The organism is Telluria sp. LT1R51-2 (assembly GCF_059685775.1).
The window spans coordinates 1,597,996-1,617,206 of sequence record NZ_JCASIM010000001.1 but is presented as its reverse complement, the minus strand read 5'-3'; the positions used below and the strand labels follow the sequence as shown (position 1 = coordinate 1,617,206).

The window sequence follows — 19,211 nt, the reverse complement described above, 5'->3', positions numbered from 1 at the left end:
GAATCAATTGCAAAATAATTCGACACTGACCCCAATTAATGATTGCCTTACCACCCACCCTGAAGAAACTGAACAATTAGGGTCAGTGTCGAATTCTTTGACAACTTTTTCGAATGAGCAAGCCCGCATGAGCTGAGCCTGCTTACACCGTGAGAAATTGCTCAATAATTCTACTCTGACCCTAATTGTTCGTGATCTTCGGGTTAGGCCGTTTGGGCGGCGATCAAGTCGGCGCTTTCGGGGTCGGTGACGCGGATGGCGTCGACGAAGACTTGCAGGGACGAGCCGCAGGCGAAGATCAGGACGTCGCCCGGCTTGCACAGGCTCAGGCCCAGGCGGATGGCGTTGCCCACGTCCAGTTCGCGGTGCAGCGTGTCGCTGATGCCGACGACTTCTTCCGCGCCGGCCAGGATCAGGTCGACCGTTTCGCCGGGCACGCGGCCGCGGCTTTGCGATTCGTAGACCACCAGCTCATCAAAGCGCTCGCCGCAGACGCGGCCCACCTGTTCGAGATCGGTGTCGCGGCGGTCACCGGGTGCTGTTACGATGCCGATCAATTGCCCTGGCAGCATGCCGCGCGCCATGTCGGCCATGGCGGCGTAGGCAGCCGGGTTATGCGCATAGTCGACGATCACCGTTACGCCGCGCACGTCGAACATATTCGTGCGCAGCGGGTTCGTGCGGCCGTTCGAGACAAAGGTCGACAGACCGGCGGCGATCTGCAGATGGTTGAAGTTGGCCGCCATCAGGCCGGCAGCCGCGGCCAGCGCATTGGCGATGTTGAAGCGTGCCAGGCCGCCGAACGAGACGGGCATGCTTTCCACCCGCAGCACCGCTTGCTGGCTGTGGCCATCGGCCAGCACCACCGCGCCGTCCTGCAGATAGGCCCCGCGCCCGCCGTCTTCCAGGTGCTTGAGCATTACCGGGCTTTCCGGATCCATCGAGAAGAACAGCACTTCCGCGCCCGGCTTGACGCGGCGCGCCATCTGCACGCACAGAGCGTCTTCGGCATTGAGCACCACCGCCTTCGAGGCCGACTGTGCCACCACCGCCTTGACTTGCGCCAGGTCTTCGACGGTGTCGACGCCATCCAGGCCGAGGTGGTCGGCCGCGATGTTCAGCACGATCGCGACGTCGCAGCGATCGAACGCCAGCCCGCGCTTGAGGATGCCGCCGCGCGCCGTTTCCAGCACCGCGACCTCGACTTCGGGCGCGCCCAATACCGTGCGCGCCGACCAGTAGCCGGTGCAATCGCCCTTGACGACCTGCTTGCCGTCGATGAACACACCTTCGGTTGTCGTCACGCCCGTCACCTTGCCCGCCATGCGCGCCGCGTGCGCGACCAGCAAGGTGGTGGTGGTCTTGCCGTTGGTGCCGGTCAGCGCGATGACGGGGATGCGCCCGTCGGTCTTGCCCATCAAGCCTTCGACGATGGCATCGCCCGCATCACGCGGTTCGCCGGCGCTCGGGTACTGGTGCATGCGAATGCCGGGGGCGGCATTGACTTCGATGACCGCGCCACGCTGCGCCGCCAGCGGCTGCGCGATGTCCTGGCAGACGATGTCGATGCCGGCCACGTCCAGGCCGATCTTGGCAGCGGCCCGCACGCACAACAGGCGTGTCGATTCCGGCAGTTGATCGGTCACGTCTTCGGCAGTGCCGCCGGTCGACAGGTTCGCGTTGCCGCGCAACTCGGCCGTGACGCCCACCGGCAGCACACTGTCGATGTCGAAACCCTGGCGCGCCAGCATGTCGTTCGCGTGCTCGTCGAGCGTGATGCGCGTCAGGATGGTCGCGTGACCAGCGCCGCGCGCCGGATTGGCGTTTTCAATCTCGACCAGCTCGCGCACCGTCAGGTTGCCGTCGCCGACGACGTGGGCCGGGCGGCGGCACGAGGCGGCAGCCACGCGGCCACAGGCCACAAGCACGCGGTAATCTCGCCCTTCGACATGGCGCTCGACGATCACGCGCCGCCCGAAGCCCCGCGCAAATTCGAATGCCAGCGCCACATCCTCGGGCGTCGCGCAAGCCACCGTCACACCTTTACCCTGGTTACCGTCCAGCGGCTTGAGCGTGACCGGCACCGCCAGGCGCCGCGCCACGCGCAGCGCCGCTTCGACGGTCGTGACCACGTCGCCCTCGGGCACCGGCACGCCGGCTTCCTTCAGCAATGCCTTGGTCAACTGCTTGTCGCTGGCAATCTTGACCGCGATGAAGCTGGTCTCGCCGGTTGTCGTTGCTTGCAGGCGCTTTTGGCGCACGCCCCAGCCAAGCAGGAACAGGTTCGCTTCTTCGGTGATGCGCTGAGTCGGGATGCCGCGCTCGTGCGCGGCCGCCAGCACGGCTGCCGTGCTGGTACCGATCGCATAACGCCCGGCGATGCCGCGCAGCTCTTCCAGACGCGGCGCGAGCGCGAACACTTCACCGCGCGCCAGCGCCGTGACCAGATCGACCGCCAGATCAAACGCCGGCTCGGCCAGCTTTTCACTGCTGTAGGCGACGACGACGCGGAACTGGCCCGGGTGGCCGTTCACTGGCCGCGTACGGCCAAAGGTGGCAGGTGCGCCAACCAGCGCCTGCAGCTCAAGCGCGACGGTCTCGACCACGCGGCCCAGGTAGGTACCGGCCGCCAGACGTTGGGCGAAACCACCCGGCGCGCCGTCGGCCAGCAGTGCGCCACCCAGTGCCGGCAGCAGCGCGAGCAGCGCCTCGTTGAAACCGGGAATGTCCCTGGTCGAGATGCCGTACAGGTCTTCCAGGTCGATGACGGACAGCAGGCAGGGGGAGTCGGCGTGGACGTTCGGTCCACGCAGGAAGCGTTGTTCCAGGATTTGCACGTTGGTGTTCCCTTGTTATGGTGTTGATGAAGCGACGGCCGGCACACGCTCTCCACGCGTACCGGCCGCTTTGTGCACGATTCGTCCGCCTCAGGCGTCGAACAGTTGCGTATACATCCGGGTGGCCATCAGGCCTACCGTGGTGTGGTGCACTTCGGGCGACAGCAGGCGCGCCAGCAGCGCCATTGCCTCCTGCTTGCCGCTGCTGGCCGCGACCTGCTGCTCCAGCACCCGCAGTTCGTTACCTGTATCTTGCGCGTCCGCGCCCGTGTGGCGGCGGATCAGGCCACGCACCGGGAATGCGGTTCCGCGCTCGGTGCCCAGACCGTGCTGGTCGAGCGTGCGCTGGCGCGCGCGGGCGGTCAGCACGCGCGGGCCGGCAGCCTGCCCGCCGTCAGGGTGGCTCGTGATCCAGTCGCGCAGCACCTGCAATTCGTAGGCATTGAACACACCGAACATCTCGGCGCGCTCGCCTTCGACCAGGCGCCAGAAGCGGCTGTGCTCGACCTGCTCACCGCGCTTGATCCAGCCAGCTTCTTCCAGCGCTGCCAGGAAAGCGGGAATCTGTGCTGGCTCGGTCAGCCAGTCGTTGACCGAACGGCCTGCTACGCGGCAGTAATCGGAATGCATGTTCTTGCCGACGACACTCTTGGCCGCCATGATGTCGACCAGCTCGTCCTGCAAATCGAATTCGCCGATCACCGACGTGGTGCTCGCGCCCAGCTCGTTGAGGCGATAGCCATTCACGACACGCTGCCAGAAGGCATCGCGGTCGCCCACGCGTGGCATCAGGTCGTGGACCGACTGCACCGCCTTGCGGGCATGGCCGCTGGCGGCATTGTCGACCGTGACGTGCAGCGTGAAGTAGTACGGATCGATGCCCAGTTCATTGAGCTCATAGGACGTGATCAACAGGTGCAGCGGCAGTTGCTCGTAACCGAGGTTGTAGCCGATGATCTCCGGCAGGTAATGCTCGGCATGGTGACCCAGCGCCAGTTGCAGTGCACCTTGCAGGAAATGGCCGTCGCTCAGACCATCCCAGCTGTCGCAGCCGTGCGTGGCCAGCAGCTTGCGATACAGCGTCACGTGGTTCTTGTCCGGCAGGCCATCGCCCAGCTCTTCGAGGTAGGTCTTGATCAGCGGATGGAATGCAACGTCGTCCCAATGGCGCACCAGGCCATACAGCCAGGCGCCATCGACCAGCTTGGTGGGGGCCACACCCTTGATGAAGTACAGCGCATGGGCGCGGGTGCTGAAGTAACGGCGCGGCGCGCCATTCTTGCGCGCGGCCAGATAATCGCGGTACTCCTGCCCCACGATCTCGGTGCGCTCCTCGATCCACGCTTGCAGATCGTTGATGTTTGATGGCAGATCCACCGGCAGCTCGCGTGCGAGCGCGATCTGGTCGTCGATGAACGATGTGGCGACATCAGGCTGCGCTGCCGGGTCGGCATACAGCGAGAAGTACAGATTCCTGGCACCCTGCCCGGTAGGCAGGGGGGCATTCTGGACGCCTGGCGCGTCGGCTAACAGCATTGGGCTCATGTCTCGATTCTTGAAATGCGTTCTATGGACGGTGACGCATTATCCGTGCTGAACGGTGCCAAGGAAATCGGTAGGCGCGCTGTGAGCCTGTAAGATAGGGATTACAAAAATATTATCGGTTCACGCAGTCGTTGACCCGGTTGATCACGCTGCCGCGCCCAGCGCCAGGTCTGCCGCCAGCCCGGCACCTGTCAGTTGCACCGGCATTGCACCACGCTCGAGCATTTGCTGCAGCGCCCGGTCGCCGTCGTCAGCGTTGACGTTGACGGCACGTATTGCCTCGGTGGCAAGCAGCACCTCGAATCCTGCCGCCAGCGCATCGACCACCGTATTGAGCACGCAGTAGTCGGTTGCCAGTCCGCACACGACCAGGCGTCGGATGCCACGCTCACGCAGCGTGTCGGCCAGGCCAGTGCCATTGAAGGCCGAATACGCGTCGACGTCGACCGTGGTTGCCTTGGAGACGACCACGGCGTCGGCCAGTTGCAAGCCTGGCGCAAAACGCGCGCCGTCGCTTCCAGCCACGCAGTGCACGGGCCACGGACCGCCTTGACCAGCGAACGAACAGTGCAGCGCAGGATGCCAGTCGCGCGACACATACACCGGCAACGCATGCGTGCGGTACAGGTCAATCAGGCGATTGATCGGGGCCAGCACGGCGTCGCCTTGCGGGACGCCCAGGCTGCCGCCGGGGAGGAAGTCGACCTGCGGGTCGACGATCAGGAGGGCGTCGCCCCCACCCAGCACGATGGCACTCATGGTTGTTTCCTTTGCTCTTGATTCACAAGACGCCATGACAGCGTCGCCAGCAAGAGCCTACCATGAAGCCCCCGTGCCGGCAGGGGCGCAAATCACGCAGCTTGTTGTGATGTCTTACTGTGGCGTGTTGTTCAGCAGCGAGTGCTTGCGTGCATAGCCGAAGTACACGATCGCCCCGATGCTCAGCCAGATCGCAAACGCGACCCATGTATGCCAGCTCAGGAACGACATCAGCACCAGGCAGAAGATGATCGCCAGGATCGGGATCAAAGGCACGGCCGGGCAGCGGAACGCACGTGGCAGGTCAGGGCGCTTCTTGCGCAGCACGATCACGGCGATCGAGACCAGCGTGAACGCGGCCAGCGTGCCGATATTGACCAGCTCAGCCAGCACCGTCAGTGGTACCACGGCGGCGATCAGGCCGAAGATGATACCCACCAGCCAGGTCGCGAAGAATGGCGTGCCGTATTTCGGGTGCACCTTCGACAGGCGCGCCGGCATCAGGCCGTCACGCGACATCGCAAACAGGATACGGGTCTGGCCATACGCCATCACCAGCATCACCGTGCTCATGCCCAGGATCGCCGCCAGGTCGACGAAGCCGGCGACCCAGTCTTCACCAGCCACTTGCAGCGCCAGCGACACCGGATGGTCGACACCCTTGAAGTCCATGTGCGGCACGATGCCGGTCATGATCGCAGCGACCACGACATACAGAATGGTGCAGATGATCAGCGAACCGATGATGCCGATCGGCAGGTCGCGCGCCGGGTTCTTGACTTCCTCGGCGGCCGACGTGACGGCGTCGAAGCCGATGAAGGCAAAGAACACCAGCGCGGCGGCGCTCATGACGCCCGTCATGCCGTATGGCATGTACGGCTGCCAGTTTTCCGGCTTGACGTGGCCCACGCCGACGGCGATGAACAGCAGCACGACGCTGATCTTGATGATCACCATCACGTTGTTCAGGCGCGCCGATTCACGCATGCCGAGCGACAGCAGGAACGTGATGGCCATCATGATCAGGAAGGCCGGCAGGTTGAACAGGGTCTCGACACCAGGGCGCGCGCCGGGGGCGGCGGTCAGCGCATCCGGCAGCACGAGGCCAAAGCCCGACAGCAGCGACTGGAAATACCCCGACCAGCCGACCGCGACGGTCGACGTTGCCAGGCCGTATTCGAGCAGCAGGTCCCAGCCGATCATCCAGGCGACGAATTCGCCCAGCGTGGCGTAGCTGTAGGTATAGATGGAACCGGCGACCGGGACGGTCGAGGCGAATTCGGCGTAGCACAGCGCGGCAAAGCAGCATGCCATCGCCGCGATGACGAACGACAGCGACAGGCCGGGGCCGGCCGTGACGGCGCCGGTGCCAGTCAGCACGAAAATACCGGTGCCGACGATGGCGCCGATACCGAGCAGGATCAGATCGGTCGGGCCGAGCACTTTCTTGAGGCCGCCGGGCTTGGCGCTCGCGGCGATCATCGCGTCCAGATTCTTGGTTCTAAAAATACTCACTACGTGTTCTCCAATCAAATAATGGTGTGGTCCCGCGTCTTGTCATTACTGCGCTCGCCTGATGGGCGGGCGCACTCCCGAGATCCTGCCTGGTGGGCCGGCTTGCCTGACCTGGAAACCGCCGCTGCGTACCTGTCGCCTTTCAGCTTTTTTACAGGTGTGCCAATATAACCAGAATGTTGTCTCGAATCAAAGCAATCTGGCGAAACTGCTGCAATTTACGTGCCCACTGGCAAATCTGGCAAGCGTTGCGTAAACAGCGCGCCCGGCCCGACCTTTCTTGATTTCCTAAATTCAACATTCGATAATGGGTGGCAGCTTCCTCCCCATATTGCATGGGCCGCCTTCCGCCGTTCGCACACCGCTGTTCCCCACCATGATTGTCACCCCAGGCCACCTGACCGCCCTGCTTGCCGCGCCCGCCTCCCACAGCGACGGCTGGCGACGCGTGGCAGTGGCCAGTGCGCTGGCATTGACGCTGGCGCTTGGCGGCGTCGCGTCACACGCGGCGGCCGCGCCGCATGCCGCAGCGCGCCTCGACGACATCGCTGCGCTGGCCGAACAGGATCATGCGCTGGGGCGCACCACGTTGGTGCGGGAAGGCCCGACGCTGATCGCCGGCGCGCCCTACGCGGTGCGGATTCGCTATCTGTTCCTGCTGCGCCGGGTGTATGTCGATGGCGGCAATTTCCGCGCAGCGTACAACATCAACGAACAGATCATCCGTCTGGCCACGGTCGCGCACGATCCCCGCAATCTGGCCGTGGCCAGCCTCGGCCGCGTCTATCGCCTGATCGAAAACAACGATCCTGCCGCCGCGCTTGGCTTGCTCGAAACGCTTGGCAGTCGCTACCGCGATCTCGACAGCCTGGAATTCAAGGGTGGCTTCGATGCGCTCCAGGGCGCCGCGTTCAGCGCCGTGGGCCAGTACGACCGCGCGTTGCAACACTTTCTGCGCGCACTGGAGCTGGTCCAGAACCATCCCGACCTGTGGAGTCCGCGCAAAGCCGACATCCTGCTGGCAATGGCGCGCATGTACGTCAATGCGCGCGACCCCATGCGTGCGCTGGAGACGCTGCGCGAAGTCCGGGCTGGCGCAAAACGCCTGCCGCCGCGGCTGGACGCGGCAGCGTCGTTCTTCGAAGGCCGCGCGCTGGTCGCACAGGATCAGCCGGAAGCGGCGCTGGTGGCCTTCGAGCGGGCACTGGCGCTGGCGCACAACCATCAATTGCTATCGGTCCAGGCCAACGCGCTGGGCAATATTGCCAATGCCTACCTCAAGCTGGGCCGCTACGCCGAGGCTGAAACGGCCGCCCGCGCCGCGCTGATACCCGCGCACAGCAGCGAGGACAAAATCAGCCTGCACATGGCCACGGCGAACCTGGGCTTTGCGCTGTTCGGCCAGGGCCGCCATCAGGAAGGCATGCGCCTGGTCGACGAGGTTTGCGCGGCCATGCGCCGCGCCGGCGCGCTGTCGACACTCGGTCGTATCCTGAGCGAAAAAAGCCATGCGCTCGAGCGCGCCGGGCGGTTCAAGCAAGCGCTCGCCACGCTGCGGGAACGCGAAACCGTACTGCAGCAACTGTCGCTGGATGACCGCAACAAGGCGGTCTCTGCGCTGCAAGAACAGTTCAAGGCGCGCGAGCGCGCTGCCCAGATCGACAGCCTGCGCCTGGAAAACACCGCCAAGGACGCTGAACTGCGGCACCGCACGCTGATCCAGACGGTCGCCTCGCTGGGCGCCGCGCTCGCCCTGCTGCTGTGCTCCGGCGTGCTCTGGCTGTACCGCAAGTCCGAGCGCACCGGCCAGCGCCTGACGGAATTGAACGCCGAGCTGGCCCACCGCTCGGCGCACGACCCGCTCACCGGTCTGCACAACCGGCGCTCGTTCCAGGACCGCATGCGCAGCCGCACCGGCGAGGCGGCCCCGCAGCCGGACGCCGCCGACTGCTTCACGCTGCTCGACATCGATCACTTCAAGCGCATCAACGATGACTACGGCCACGCTGCCGGCGACGCCGTGCTGGTCGAAGTGGGCAAGCGCCTGCGCGCGACGCTGCGCGAGTCGGACATGGTACTGCGTTGGGGTGGTGAAGAATTTCTCGTGTATTCACAGGGCATCACGCGTGCGCAGCGGCCCCTGCTGGTGCGCCGGATCCTGGATGCGCTGGCCAGCGCGCCCATCGTGCTGGCCGACGGCACCCGCCTGGCGATCAGCGCGACAGCCGGCGCCGTTGCGCTGCCGTTTGCACCGGGTGAAGACGAGCCGCCCACGCCGGCGATGGACTGGCAGCAAGCCATCGCGCTGGCCGACCGCGCCATGTACAAGGGCAAGGAAGCGGGCCGCAACCGTGCATATATCGTGGCTGGCCTGCGGTGTCCGGAAGGCGCCCTGCAACTTGATCTGGTGCTGCCGGGCGTGGCGGCCTGAGTCCTACACGGCCGGCGCCGGCGCCGGTGTACGGCGCGCATTGACTGCCGCCACGGTCTGCAGCAGCGCCGCCGGCACCAGCGGCTTGGCCAAAAATTCATCGAACCCCGCCGCCAGCACCTTCTGCTCGTCTTCCCTGCGCGAAAACGCCGTCAGCGCGATCACGGGCACGCTGGCGATCAGGCGGTCAGGCAACGCGCGCACCTTGCGGATGAACTCGAAGCCATCGATGACCGGCATCCCGATATCGCTGATGATCAGGTCGGGCCGGTGCAGCCCGATCAGGCGCAGCGCTTCCTGGGCGCCGGTGGCGGTCAGGATCGTGGCCTGGCTGGGCGCCAGCACGGCCTGCACGAGCTCGAGCGAATCGAGCGCGTCGTCGATCACCAGCACGGTCAGGCCTTGCAGCGCGAGCGCTGTCAAAGGCAATCCCTGAGCAGGCGCGGCCACAGCGGGGGCGTCGGTGAACGCTGCAGCGCTGCTGCTTGCCAGCGGCATACGCAGCGTGAACGCGGCGCCCTTGCCTTCGCCTTCGCTGGCCACGCTCAGAGTGCCACCCTGCAACTCGATCAGCTGGCGCGCGATCGCCAGTCCCAGGCCCAGCCCCCCGTGGCGCCGCGTCGACGACCCGTCGGCCTGGCGGAACCGGTCGAATACAAACGGCAGGAACGCGGCGGGAATGCCCGCGCCGGTATCCTGCACGGTGATTTCACTAGCGCCCGCCACCGTGCGCAGCGTCACCGTCACGACGCCGCCCGGCTCGCTGAACTTGATGGCATTGGACAGCAGGTTCACCAGCACCTGCTGCATGCGGCCGCTGTCGCCGAGGATGTTCCCGGCGGCCGGATCGAGTTGGCTCACCAGTGTCACCTGGCGTGCCAGGGCGGCCGGGCGCGTCGTGTCCAGCGCCGCGTCGACGAAGTCCCGGGGCTGCAGCGGCGCACTGTCGATCCGCACCTTGCCGGCCAGTAAGCGGCTCATGTCGAGCATGTCTTCGATCAGTTCGGACTGCGCGCGCGCATTGCGTTCGATCGTGCACAGGCCGCGCCTGAGCGCGGCCTCGTCGCGCCCGCCCTGCAGCAGCAATTGTGACCACCCGAGCATGGCATTGAGCGGCGTGCGCAGTTCGTGCGACAGCGTGGCCAGGAAGTCATCCTTCATCTGGCTGACATTTTCGGCGTCGAGCCGCGCCTGCTGCTCGATCAAAAACAGCTTCTGGCGCTCGGCCGCCGCCACGAGCGAGGCCGCGATGGTCTCGTTGCGCGCCGCGAGTCGCGCATCGAAAATCGTGGCCAGCAACGTGATGCCCAGTAGCGAGACCGTGGCGAGCGTGACGAGCGCCGCCAGGTAATCCTGATCGACGCCCACCAGCACCGCGCGGCAGACGCTGCCTGGCGCGAAATGCGCGGCGGCCATGCCGGTGTAGTGCATGCCGGCGATGGCGCTGCCCATGACGACGCTGGCGGCCAGTTGCATGCCCGGGCGCGGGCGCCCTGACTGGTGCATGCGCATGCCAATCTGCAGCGCCAGTGCCGACACGCTGATGGCGATGGCAACCGACAGCGCGAACAGCCAGGGGACATACGTGATCGCCGGATGCATCTGCATGCTGGCCATGCCGGTGTAGTGCATGGCGTTGATCGCAAGCCCCATCAGGAGCGCGCTGGCGGCAAGATGACGCGGCTTGACCGTGCGGTGACGGACTTGCCAGAGCGCCAGACCGGAAGACACCACGGGCAACAGCCACGAGACGAAGGTTGTCGTGGCGTCGTAGCCGATCGGCAGCGGCAGGCGAAACGCCTGCATCCCGATGAAGTGCATCGCCCAAATGCCACTGCCCATGGCCAAAGCGCCGCCGGCAACCCAGGCATACCGCGCCCGCCCGCACGTCTGCTTGACCCGCGTGACCAGGCTCAGGGCCGTGTACGACGCCAGTACGCCGACCAGGATGGAAACAATGACCAGCAGGGGGTGGTAATGGCCATTCACCATAAAGAGTTCGCTGGCTGTAAGTATCGAGTGCTGGCACGCGCGCTGTGATCTCGCCCATGCCCGGGTGGATGTCCGCCAAGTGTACAGGGCCTGGCATGTGACGCGGTTGAATTCCGGGCGCATGGCGCCTGATCGGACATTGTTTTCTTTGACAATCGATCATGCCAAATGCGAGGCAGAGCCCGGAACGCAAAAAAGGCCTGCACGGTGACGTGCAGGCCTTGATCGGACAACCATATTCGTTGGTGGGAAGTGCAAGTTTCGAACTTGCGACCCCTGCAGTGTGAATGCAGTGCTCTACCCCTGAGCTAACCTCCCAGCGAGGCCGTATTATGCCACAGCCGATAAATTATGCCAAATGGCAATCGCTGCCTGAAAACACTGATGCGCTGCGTCCATCACATCAACCGCAGGCGGAAACGAACAAGGCCAGCATCTCTGCTGGCCTTGAAAATTCTTGGTGGGAAGTGCAAGTTTCGAACTTGCGACCCCTGCAGTGTGAATGCAGTGCTCTACCCCTGAGCTAACCTCCCGAAGCGAGGCATATTATGGCACAGAATTATCTCAGCGTCACCCCTGTGCAGCGTAATTCCGCCAGACGCAATTACCCTTGACGCTTTTGTCCAGGCCAGCCAGCACCGTATCGTGCTCGGCCAGTTCATCACTGCTGGCCGCGACGACGATGATCTCGCCCAGCGGCACGATCTCGAGCGCCTCGCCATCGCTGCTCGTTTCTTCTTCCACGTCCATGGTCAGCGAATTCTGGCCACGCGTCATCGCCAGATACACATCGGCCAGCAATTCCGAGTCGAGCAGCGCGCCGTGCAGCTTGCGGTGCGCGTTCGAGATATCGTAGCGGTCGCACAGTGCGTCGAGCGAGTTGCGCTTGCCGGGGTGCAGCTCTTTCGCCTGCACGAGCGTATCGATGACGCCGTCGCAATACTGGACGAATGGCGGCAGGCCCATGCGTGTGAACTCGGCGTTCAGGAAGCCCAGGTCGAACGGCGCGTTATGGATGATGACCTGGGCACCCTGGATGAAGTCGCGCAATTCATGGGCGATCTCGTGGAATTTCGGTTTGTCGCTGAGGAACTCGGTGGTCAGGCCGTGCACGGCCAGCGCGCCCTCGTCCGACTCGCGTTCGGGATTGATGTAGCAGTGGTAGTTATTGCCGGTCAGCTTGCGATTGAAGATTTCAACGCAGCCGACCTCGATGACGCGGTCGCCGGTGCGGGGGTTCAGGCCTGTGGTTTCGGTGTCGAGAACGATCTGACGCATGGTGCAATTCTTCAAAGTGGGTGCGGGCGCAGTATAACAACTGCGATGGCCCGGTGTGCGGCGCGTGACGGATCAGCGCCGTACCGATGCAGCGCCCTTGTTGGCCAGCACGTCGGCCCGCTCATTGCCGGGGTGGCCATTGTGCCCGCGCACCCAGCGCCATTCGACAGCGTGCTGCTGCTGTGCCAGGTCGAGCGCCTTCCACAAATCTTCGTTTTTGACAGGCTCTTTCGCCGCCGTTTTCCAGCCGCGCGCCTTCCAGCCGTGGATCCACTCGGAAATGCCTTTCTGGACGTACTGGCTGTCGGTATGCAGCACGACTTCGCACGGCCGGTTCAGCACGCCCAGCGCCTCGATCACGGCGCGCAGTTCCATGCGGTTGTTGGTGGTGTTCGGTTCGCCGCCGAAGATTTCCTTTTCGTGCCCGTTCGACACCAGGAGCGCGCCCCAGCCGCCCGTGCCCGGATTGCCCTTGCACGCGCCGTCGCTGAAAATCTCGACCCTGGTCGGGTTGGCGTCGTTCTTGACTTCACTCGTTGCTGTACTCGTTGGTTCGCTCATGCCCTGCTAATCACTTTCTGTTCGTTCAATGCGGTTCGCCGCCGGGACTGCTGCCGGCCGCTTGCTCGTTTTCTTGTTCCATGCGGGACCGATCAGGTGCATGCCTTTGACGCGCTTGATCGCATGCACCACGTAGACCGCACCGAGATAGGGCCACCAGCGACCGCCAGCCGACTCCATCATCGCAAAGCGGCTGAGCCAATGGGCAGTGCGGCATGGGGGCGCGTAACAGCCGAAGTGGCTGCGTGTCGCGCTCAGATTGAGCAATTTTAGCCAGTCTTTCAGGCGCGGCATAGAAATGAATTCGCCCGTGTCCGGCAGGTAGCCATTACGCGTGACCCGCCCGAGCCCCTGGCGCATGCCCCACAGGCTGGCAGGATTGAAGCCGCAGATGATGACCTGCCCTTCGGGAATCAGGATGCGCTCGACTTCGCGCAGGACCTGGTGCGGCTCTGCGGTGAACTCGAGCACATGCGGCAGCACCACGAGATCGACGCTGCTGGACGCAAACGGCAGCTCGGTGAAATCGGCCGCGGCCGCGATCTGGCGGCCGCTGGACGCGAACGCCAGTTCGTCGGCATTCGACGTGCGCGTGGCAACCTGCCACCGGTTCGGCATGCGGCTGGCCGCCAGCGCATCGAGCTGCGGCACGCCGATCTGCAGCGCGTTGTAGCCGAAAATATCTGCCGTCAGCTCTTCCAGGCAGGCTTGCTCGAACGCGCGCACGTAGGCGCCGGCTGGCGATTGGAGCCAGTTGTCGAGCGCTATAATGGATTTCTCGGCAGCGCTATCCATGCCACCTCTTGACCATACACATGACCATGACACCTCCACGGCAGCCGGCCCTGTCGGTACTGACAGTGCCGGCCTTCAAAGACAATTACCTCTGGCTGGTTCACGACGGCACGCATGCGGCCGTCGTCGATCCGGGCGACGCAGCACCGGTGCGCGCGGCGCTGGCCGCGCACAACCTGCGCCTGACTGCCATTCTACTCACCCATCATCATGCTGACCATATTGGTGGCGTACCGGCCCTGCTCAGCGAATGGGATGTGCCCGTGTTCGGCCCGAAGAACGATGGCATCGATCTTGTCACCGCCCCATTGGTGCAGGGCGATCGCATCACCGTGCCGGGCATCGATATGACACTCGACGTGCTGGACGTGCCGGGCCATACGCTGGGGCATATCGCCTATGTGCGGCGCGATGACGAGGCCAATTGGCTGTTCTGCGGTGACACGCTGTTCGGCGCCGGCTGCGGGCGCCTGTTCGAAGGCACGCCGGCGCAGATGGCCGCGTCGCTGGCGCAACTGGCAGAGCTGCCGGACGAGACACTGGTGTACTGCGCGCACGAATACACGCTGTCGAACCTGGCGTTCGCGCAGGCCGTCGACGGGGGCAATACAGCGCTGGCCGCGCGCGTGGAGGCCGATGGCGCCAGCCGCGCCGCCGGTCAGCCGACCATCCCGTCGACCATCGCACTGGAGAAAGCCACCAACCCGTTCCTGCGCACGACAAGCGCGCCGATCGTGCGCAGCCTGGTCGCTGCCGGGCGCGTGGCGGAAGGGGCAGCGCCGCTCGAGGTGTTCACGGCGCTGCGGGCGTGGAAGAACACGTTCTGACGGGGGTTAGATTTCCTCGTACAGCGGCAAGGTCAAGAATTCGGCAAATTCCCCGGCCGTCGACATCTGTTCGAAGATGACGGCGGCGCGCTCGTAACTGGCGTGCGTGCCATCGGCCGCCACCAGCTTGACCTTGTCCAGCTCCTCCGGAATCATCGCGCGCACCATGTCGGCCGTCACCTTGCGGCCATCTTCCAAGACCCCTTTCGCTGAACGGATCCATTGCCACACCTGCGAGCGGCTGATTTCGGCCGTCGCGGCGTCTTCCATCAGGTTGTGGATCGGCACGCAGCCATTGCCGGCCAGCCAGGCGCCCAGATAGTGGATGCCGACATTGATGTTGTAGCGCAGGCCCGCTTCGGTGATCGGCGCTTCCGGCTTAAAGTCCAGCAATTGCGCGGCTGTCACGACAACGTCGGGCCGCACTTTGTCGAACTGGTTCGGACGCTCGCCCAGCACTTTCGTGAATTCTTCCATCGCCAGGCCCACCAGCCCCGGATGCGCCACCCAGCCGCCGTCGTAGCCATCGGTCGCATCGCGCGCCTTGTCGTTGCGCACGCCACCCATCGCGACTTCGTTTTTCTCCGGATCGTTCTTGATCGGAATCAGCGCAGCCATGCCGCCGATGGCCGGCGCGCCCCGTGCATGGCAGGTCTTGAGCAGCAGCAGCGCGTAAGCGCGCATGAACGGCGCCGTCATCGTCACTTTGGCGCGGTCGGCCAGGCAGAAATCGCTGTCGCGCTTGAACTTCTTGATGCACGAGAAAATATAATCCCAACGGCCTGCGTTCAGGCCCGCGCTGTGCTCGCGCAGCTCGTACAGGATTTCGTCCATTTCGAACGCGGCCAGGATGGTTTCGATGAGCACGGTCGCCTTGATCGTGCCCTGCGGGATGCCGAGCAGGTCCTGCGTCATCACGAAAATGTCGTTCCACAGCCGCGCTTCCAGGTGCGACTCGAGTTTCGGCAGGTAGAAATACGGGCCGGCGCCCCGTGCCAGCAATTCCTTCGCGTTATGGAACATGAACAGCGCGAAATCGAAGATGCCGCCCGAGACGCGCTTGCCGTCGACCAGCACGTGTTTTTCATCGAGATGCCAGCCGCGCGGGCGCACCAGCAGCGTGGCCACCTTGTCATTGAGCCGGTACGACTTGCCATTCTGCTCGAGCGAAATGGTCTTGCGGATCGCATCGAACAGATTGATCTGGCCGCTGATCTGGTTATCCCAGTTGGGCGTGTTCGAATCCTCGAAGTCGGTCATGTAGCTGTCGGCACCCGAGTTCAGCGCATTGATGATCATCTTGCGCTCGACGGGCCCGGTGATCTCGACACGGCGGCAGTGCAGCGCGGCGGGAAGCGGCGCGATGCGCCAGTCGCCGTCGCGGATTGCGGCGGTCTCGGGCAGGAAATCCGGGCGCTCGCCGGCGTCCAGGCGCTCTGCCCGCGCAGCGCGCGCCGCCAGCAAGCTCTGGCGACGCGGCTCGAAGGCACGCGTGAGCTTGGCCACCAGCGCCAGCGCATCCGGCGTCAGAATGTGTTCGTAGGCCGGCGGGACCGCGCCGGAAATTTCCATGCCTTGGGGGATGCTGACGGACATATCGACTCCTGAAGATGAATGAAAATCGCGTGCGACGCCGGGCCGGGGTTGCCTTGCTTGGCGTTCAAGTTGGCTTCCAGTATATTCACTCCGGTAGCGCTAAACGAGACAAAAACGCACTTCATCTGTGTGTTTTTGTATTAAATCAACGCAGGCAACAGGACCGTTTGCATGAGCAAGTTCACCCAGATGAGCACCTTTGTCGACGTCGTCGCGCGTGGCAGCCTGTCGGGCGCGGCGCGCGCCGAGGGCATCGCCCCGGCCATGATCGGGCGCCGGCTCGACGCGCTGGAGGCGCGCCTGGGCGTCAAGCTGCTGCGCCGGACGACGCGCAAGCTCGTGCTGACCGACGAAGGCGTAGCGTTTCTCGAGGATTGCCAGCGCATCCTGGGCGAACTGGGCGAGGCGGAAGCGGCAATCTCGGAACGCAGCGGGCATGCATCGGGGCACTTGACGATCTCGGCGCCGGCCGGCTTCGGCCGCCAGCACGTGGCACCGCTGCTGCCATCGTTCCTGGCCGAGCACCGCGACGTGACGGTCAACCTGAACCTGAACGACCGCGTCATCGACCTGGTCGGCGATGGCGTCGACGTGGCGATCCGGATCGCGCGCCTGGGGGACTCGAACCTCGTGGGCGTCAAACTGGCCGACAACGGGCGGGTGCTGGTCGCTGCGCCCGCCTACCTGAAGCGGCATGGCACGCCGCGCGTACCGGCCGATCTGGCGCGCCACAATTGCCTGGCCATCAGCAGCGAAGGCAGCCAGCGCGGCTGGACCTTCCTCGAAAACGGCAAGCCCGTGACCTACAAGGTCAGCGGGAATATGGTGTGCAACGACGGCGCCGTGCTGCATGCCTGGGCGCTGGCCGGCAAGGGCCTGGCGTGGCGCTCGATGTGGGAAGTGGGCGAGCAGATCGCTAGTGGCGAACTGTGCACGGTGCTGGACGAGTTCGCCGCGCCCGGCAACGACATCCACGCCGTGTTCGCGCAGCGCCGCCACCTGCCCCTGCGCATCCGCGCCCTGGTGGACTTCCTGCGCCGCAGTTACGCGGCGCCGGATTACTGGCGGCAACGCTGACGCGCCAGGCCCAGGACGACCAGAACGCAAAAGGTACAGACGAAAAAAATCCCCGGCAGTTCCGGGGATTTTGGTCTCGCAACGCCTGTTAGGCGATTACAGAGGCTGGATGTTCGAGGCTTGCTTGCCCTTAGGGCCGGTGGTCACGTCGAACGAAACGCGCTGGTTTTCCTGCAGCGACTTGAAGCCGTTGCTCTGGATAGCCGAGAAGTGCGCGAACAGATCTTCGCCGCCTTCATCAGGGGTGATGAAGCCGAAGCCCTTCGAGTCATTGAACCATTTAACGATGCCAGTTGCCATTACAATTTCCTATTTCGGTTAGTTGGGCTTACGCCCGTTTTAGATCGTTTGAAGAAGCAAGAAAGAAATGACAGACAGACTGCACTACTACCTCGAACCCAACGATCCCACATTATACCGAATATTTCTCGCGCATGCCCTATTCGTTCAACAAAATACGTAAGTAGCCTCACGATTCTTGCTGTTAATAAACGCGCTGGCGCGATTTTTTTATCCGGTATGCAGCAAAGAATAGAGGCAAGGACCGTTGATTTGTTTGCGCTTGATCAAATTCCGGTGTGCTCGACAATTGTGCGCACGACTTGCGCGGCGGCCGTATCAGGTCAGCGCCTTGGGATCGCTCAGTGCCGCAGCGATGTACTCGTCAAGTTCGGCGCGCCAGGCCTGCCACTCGCTGGCACCGACCGTCTCGAAGGCCCGCAGCACGCGCAGGCGTTGCTCGAGCAGGCGCGCATGGTGCCCCAGGCCGCGGAAGCCAAAGGTCGCGGCCGAGCCGGCCAGCGTGTGGAGCATCGCCTGCAGCTCGCCTGCCGGTCCCGCCGGGTCGAACCCGGGCGTGCCTGCAGGCGCGAGTTCCTGCGACAACTGCCCCAGGCGCCCGAACGTCGATGGCAGGCGCGCTGCGAACTTGTCGTTCAGTTCGGCCAGGCGGGCAAAGAATTGCTGATCAGCCGGCTGCGTCATGGTCATGCCGGCCTTACTTGGTGCCAAAGATACGGTCGCCCGCATCGCCCAGGCCCGGGATGATATAGGCGTGCTCATCCAGGTGCGAGTCCAGCGACGCGACATACACCTTGACGTTCGGGTGCGCATCCTGGACCACCTGGATGCCTTCCGGCGCCGCCACCAGCGCCAGGAACAGGATCTGCTCGTCCTGCACGCCGCGCTTCTTGAGCACGTCGATCGCGTGCACTGCCGAGTTGCCCGTGGCGACCATCGGGTCGCACAGGATGAACGTGCGATCAGTCGTGTCCGGCAAACGGACCATGTACTCGACCGGCTCGTGCGTCTTGGGATCGCGGAACACACCGATATGCCCGACGCGCGCCGACGGCACCAGTTCGAGCAAACCGTCGCTCATGCCGATGCCGGCGCGCAGGATCGGCACCACCGCCAGTTTCTTGCCCGCGATCACCGGTGCGTCGATCGTCACCAGCGGCGTGCGGATCTGGCGCGTTGTCAGCGGCAGGTCGCGGGTGATTTCGTAGCCCATCAGCAGCGTGATCTCGCGCAGCAGTTCGCGGAACGTGCGCGTTGACGTATCGTGCTCGCGCATGTGCGACAGCTTGTGCAGGATCAGCGGGTGATTCAGGATAAAGAGGTTGGGGAAGCGCGGATCTTGGTTCATGGCGGGCTCGACAGAGTCAATAAAGCTTGAGAGCGAGCATTATCACAGGCACAACGTCGTTTGTCCCGGCTCAGGCCGAAAAAATTGTATGCCAATGGTGCCGGCAAGCCCGCGGCCCGCCCCCGGCGCCCTGCCCCAGCCAGTCCGCCAGCCATCTCTCCCTCGTTACCCATCCCGCATCCAGAAACCACTGCGTGCTTACGCGCAGCACATGAATGTGTCATGACTGCACAAATCTCGTTGCATTAAGGCACTTAATTAACGGACAGACATTTTCTACTCAGCAATAATCGGCGACAATACGCGGATGGCCGGTGTGCACGTGTTGCCGTCATGCAAGGATGCGAACA

At 64.1% G+C, this 19,211-nt stretch carries 15 protein-coding genes and 2 tRNA genes; 3 read left to right on the top strand and 14 right to left on the bottom strand.

Annotated elements, in window-relative coordinates; translation table 11 throughout:
* Positions 1 to 203 precede the first annotated feature (203 nt).
* The 4 genes from cphA to bcaP all read right to left on the bottom strand — a co-directional run bounded on the left by cphA (position 204) and on the right by bcaP (position 6,656).
* Complete coding sequence (gene cphA / locus AC56LH_RS07215) at positions 204 to 2,837, bottom strand: cyanophycin synthetase (RefSeq protein ID WP_499645215.1); 2,634 nt, start codon at positions 2,835 to 2,837, stop codon at positions 204 to 206.
* Between the two features lie 90 nt (positions 2,838 to 2,927).
* A complete protein-coding gene (locus tag AC56LH_RS07210; RefSeq protein ID WP_499645213.1) occupies positions 2,928 to 4,382 on the bottom strand; it encodes an iron-containing redox enzyme family protein in 1,455 nt (484 codons plus the stop codon).
* A 144-nt stretch (positions 4,383 to 4,526) separates the two neighbouring features.
* Positions 4,527 to 5,141: a nicotinamidase gene (locus tag AC56LH_RS07205; RefSeq protein ID WP_499645211.1), complete on the bottom strand. Its 615-nt coding sequence runs from the start codon at positions 5,139 to 5,141 to the stop codon at positions 4,527 to 4,529.
* 114 nt (positions 5,142 to 5,255) lie between these two features.
* Entirely contained in the window at positions 5,256 to 6,656 is a 1,401-nt protein-coding gene (gene bcaP, locus AC56LH_RS07200; protein ID WP_499578000.1) for a branched-chain amino acid transporter BcaP, read from the bottom strand.
* A 376-nt stretch (positions 6,657 to 7,032) separates the two neighbouring features.
* Here bcaP and AC56LH_RS07195 point away from each other — a divergent pair, with 376 nt between their 5' ends.
* A complete protein-coding gene (locus tag AC56LH_RS07195) occupies positions 7,033 to 9,087 on the top strand; it encodes a GGDEF domain-containing protein (RefSeq protein ID WP_499645209.1) in 2,055 nt (684 codons plus the stop codon).
* 3 nt (positions 9,088 to 9,090) lie between these two features.
* Here AC56LH_RS07195 and AC56LH_RS07190 read toward each other — a convergent pair whose 3' ends face one another.
* From AC56LH_RS07190 to AC56LH_RS07165, 6 genes are all read right to left on the bottom strand, one after another.
* Positions 9,091 to 11,079 (bottom strand): MHYT domain-containing protein, encoded by a 1,989-nt coding sequence (locus tag AC56LH_RS07190; RefSeq protein ID WP_499645207.1) that lies wholly within the window; start codon positions 11,077 to 11,079, stop codon positions 9,091 to 9,093.
* Positions 11,080 to 11,322: 243 nt separating this feature from the next.
* Positions 11,323 to 11,397: transfer RNA gene (locus AC56LH_RS07185), tRNA-Val, on the bottom strand.
* A 140-nt stretch (positions 11,398 to 11,537) separates the two neighbouring features.
* Positions 11,538 to 11,612 (bottom strand) — tRNA-Val (locus tag AC56LH_RS07180).
* 37 nt (positions 11,613 to 11,649) lie between these two features.
* Complete coding sequence (gene dnaQ, locus AC56LH_RS07175) at positions 11,650 to 12,357, bottom strand: DNA polymerase III subunit epsilon (protein WP_499645205.1); 708 nt, start codon at positions 12,355 to 12,357, stop codon at positions 11,650 to 11,652.
* A gap of 72 nt (positions 12,358 to 12,429) precedes the next feature.
* Positions 12,430 to 12,918, bottom strand: a complete 489-nt coding sequence (gene rnhA, locus AC56LH_RS07170) for a ribonuclease HI (protein ID WP_499645203.1) — start codon at positions 12,916 to 12,918, stop codon at positions 12,430 to 12,432.
* A 6-nt stretch (positions 12,919 to 12,924) separates the two neighbouring features.
* A complete protein-coding gene (locus tag AC56LH_RS07165; RefSeq protein WP_499645201.1) occupies positions 12,925 to 13,713 on the bottom strand; it encodes a class I SAM-dependent methyltransferase in 789 nt (262 codons plus the stop codon).
* Positions 13,714 to 13,739: 26 nt separating this feature from the next.
* Between AC56LH_RS07165 and gloB the strand changes: the two genes are divergently transcribed.
* On the top strand, positions 13,740 to 14,540 hold the full coding sequence (gene gloB / locus AC56LH_RS07160) for a hydroxyacylglutathione hydrolase (protein WP_499648425.1): 801 nt from the start codon (positions 13,740 to 13,742) through the stop codon (positions 14,538 to 14,540).
* A gap of 6 nt (positions 14,541 to 14,546) precedes the next feature.
* Here gloB and aceB read toward each other — a convergent pair whose 3' ends face one another.
* Positions 14,547 to 16,136: a malate synthase A gene (aceB, locus tag AC56LH_RS07155; protein WP_499645199.1), complete on the bottom strand. Its 1,590-nt coding sequence runs from the start codon at positions 16,134 to 16,136 to the stop codon at positions 14,547 to 14,549.
* A 171-nt stretch (positions 16,137 to 16,307) separates the two neighbouring features.
* On the opposite strand from aceB, the gene AC56LH_RS07150 reads away from it, so the two are divergent.
* The gene (locus tag AC56LH_RS07150) at positions 16,308 to 17,213 is read left to right on the top strand and encodes a LysR family transcriptional regulator (RefSeq protein ID WP_499645197.1); all 906 of its coding nucleotides are present in this window, start codon (positions 16,308 to 16,310) and stop codon (positions 17,211 to 17,213) included.
* A 96-nt stretch (positions 17,214 to 17,309) separates the two neighbouring features.
* Here the strand turns inward: AC56LH_RS07150 and AC56LH_RS07145 are convergent, their stop codons facing one another.
* The 3 genes from AC56LH_RS07145 to upp form a co-directional block, all read right to left on the bottom strand.
* A complete protein-coding gene (locus AC56LH_RS07145; protein ID WP_137176112.1) occupies positions 17,310 to 17,513 on the bottom strand; it encodes a cold-shock protein in 204 nt (67 codons plus the stop codon).
* Positions 17,514 to 17,831: 318 nt separating this feature from the next.
* Positions 17,832 to 18,203, bottom strand: coding sequence for an Hpt domain-containing protein (locus AC56LH_RS07140; RefSeq protein WP_499645195.1), 372 nt, complete (start codon positions 18,201 to 18,203; stop codon positions 17,832 to 17,834).
* A gap of 7 nt (positions 18,204 to 18,210) precedes the next feature.
* Entirely contained in the window at positions 18,211 to 18,861 is a 651-nt protein-coding gene (upp, locus tag AC56LH_RS07135; protein ID WP_482898636.1) for a uracil phosphoribosyltransferase, read from the bottom strand.
* Between the last annotated feature and the right edge of the window lie 350 nt (positions 18,862 to 19,211).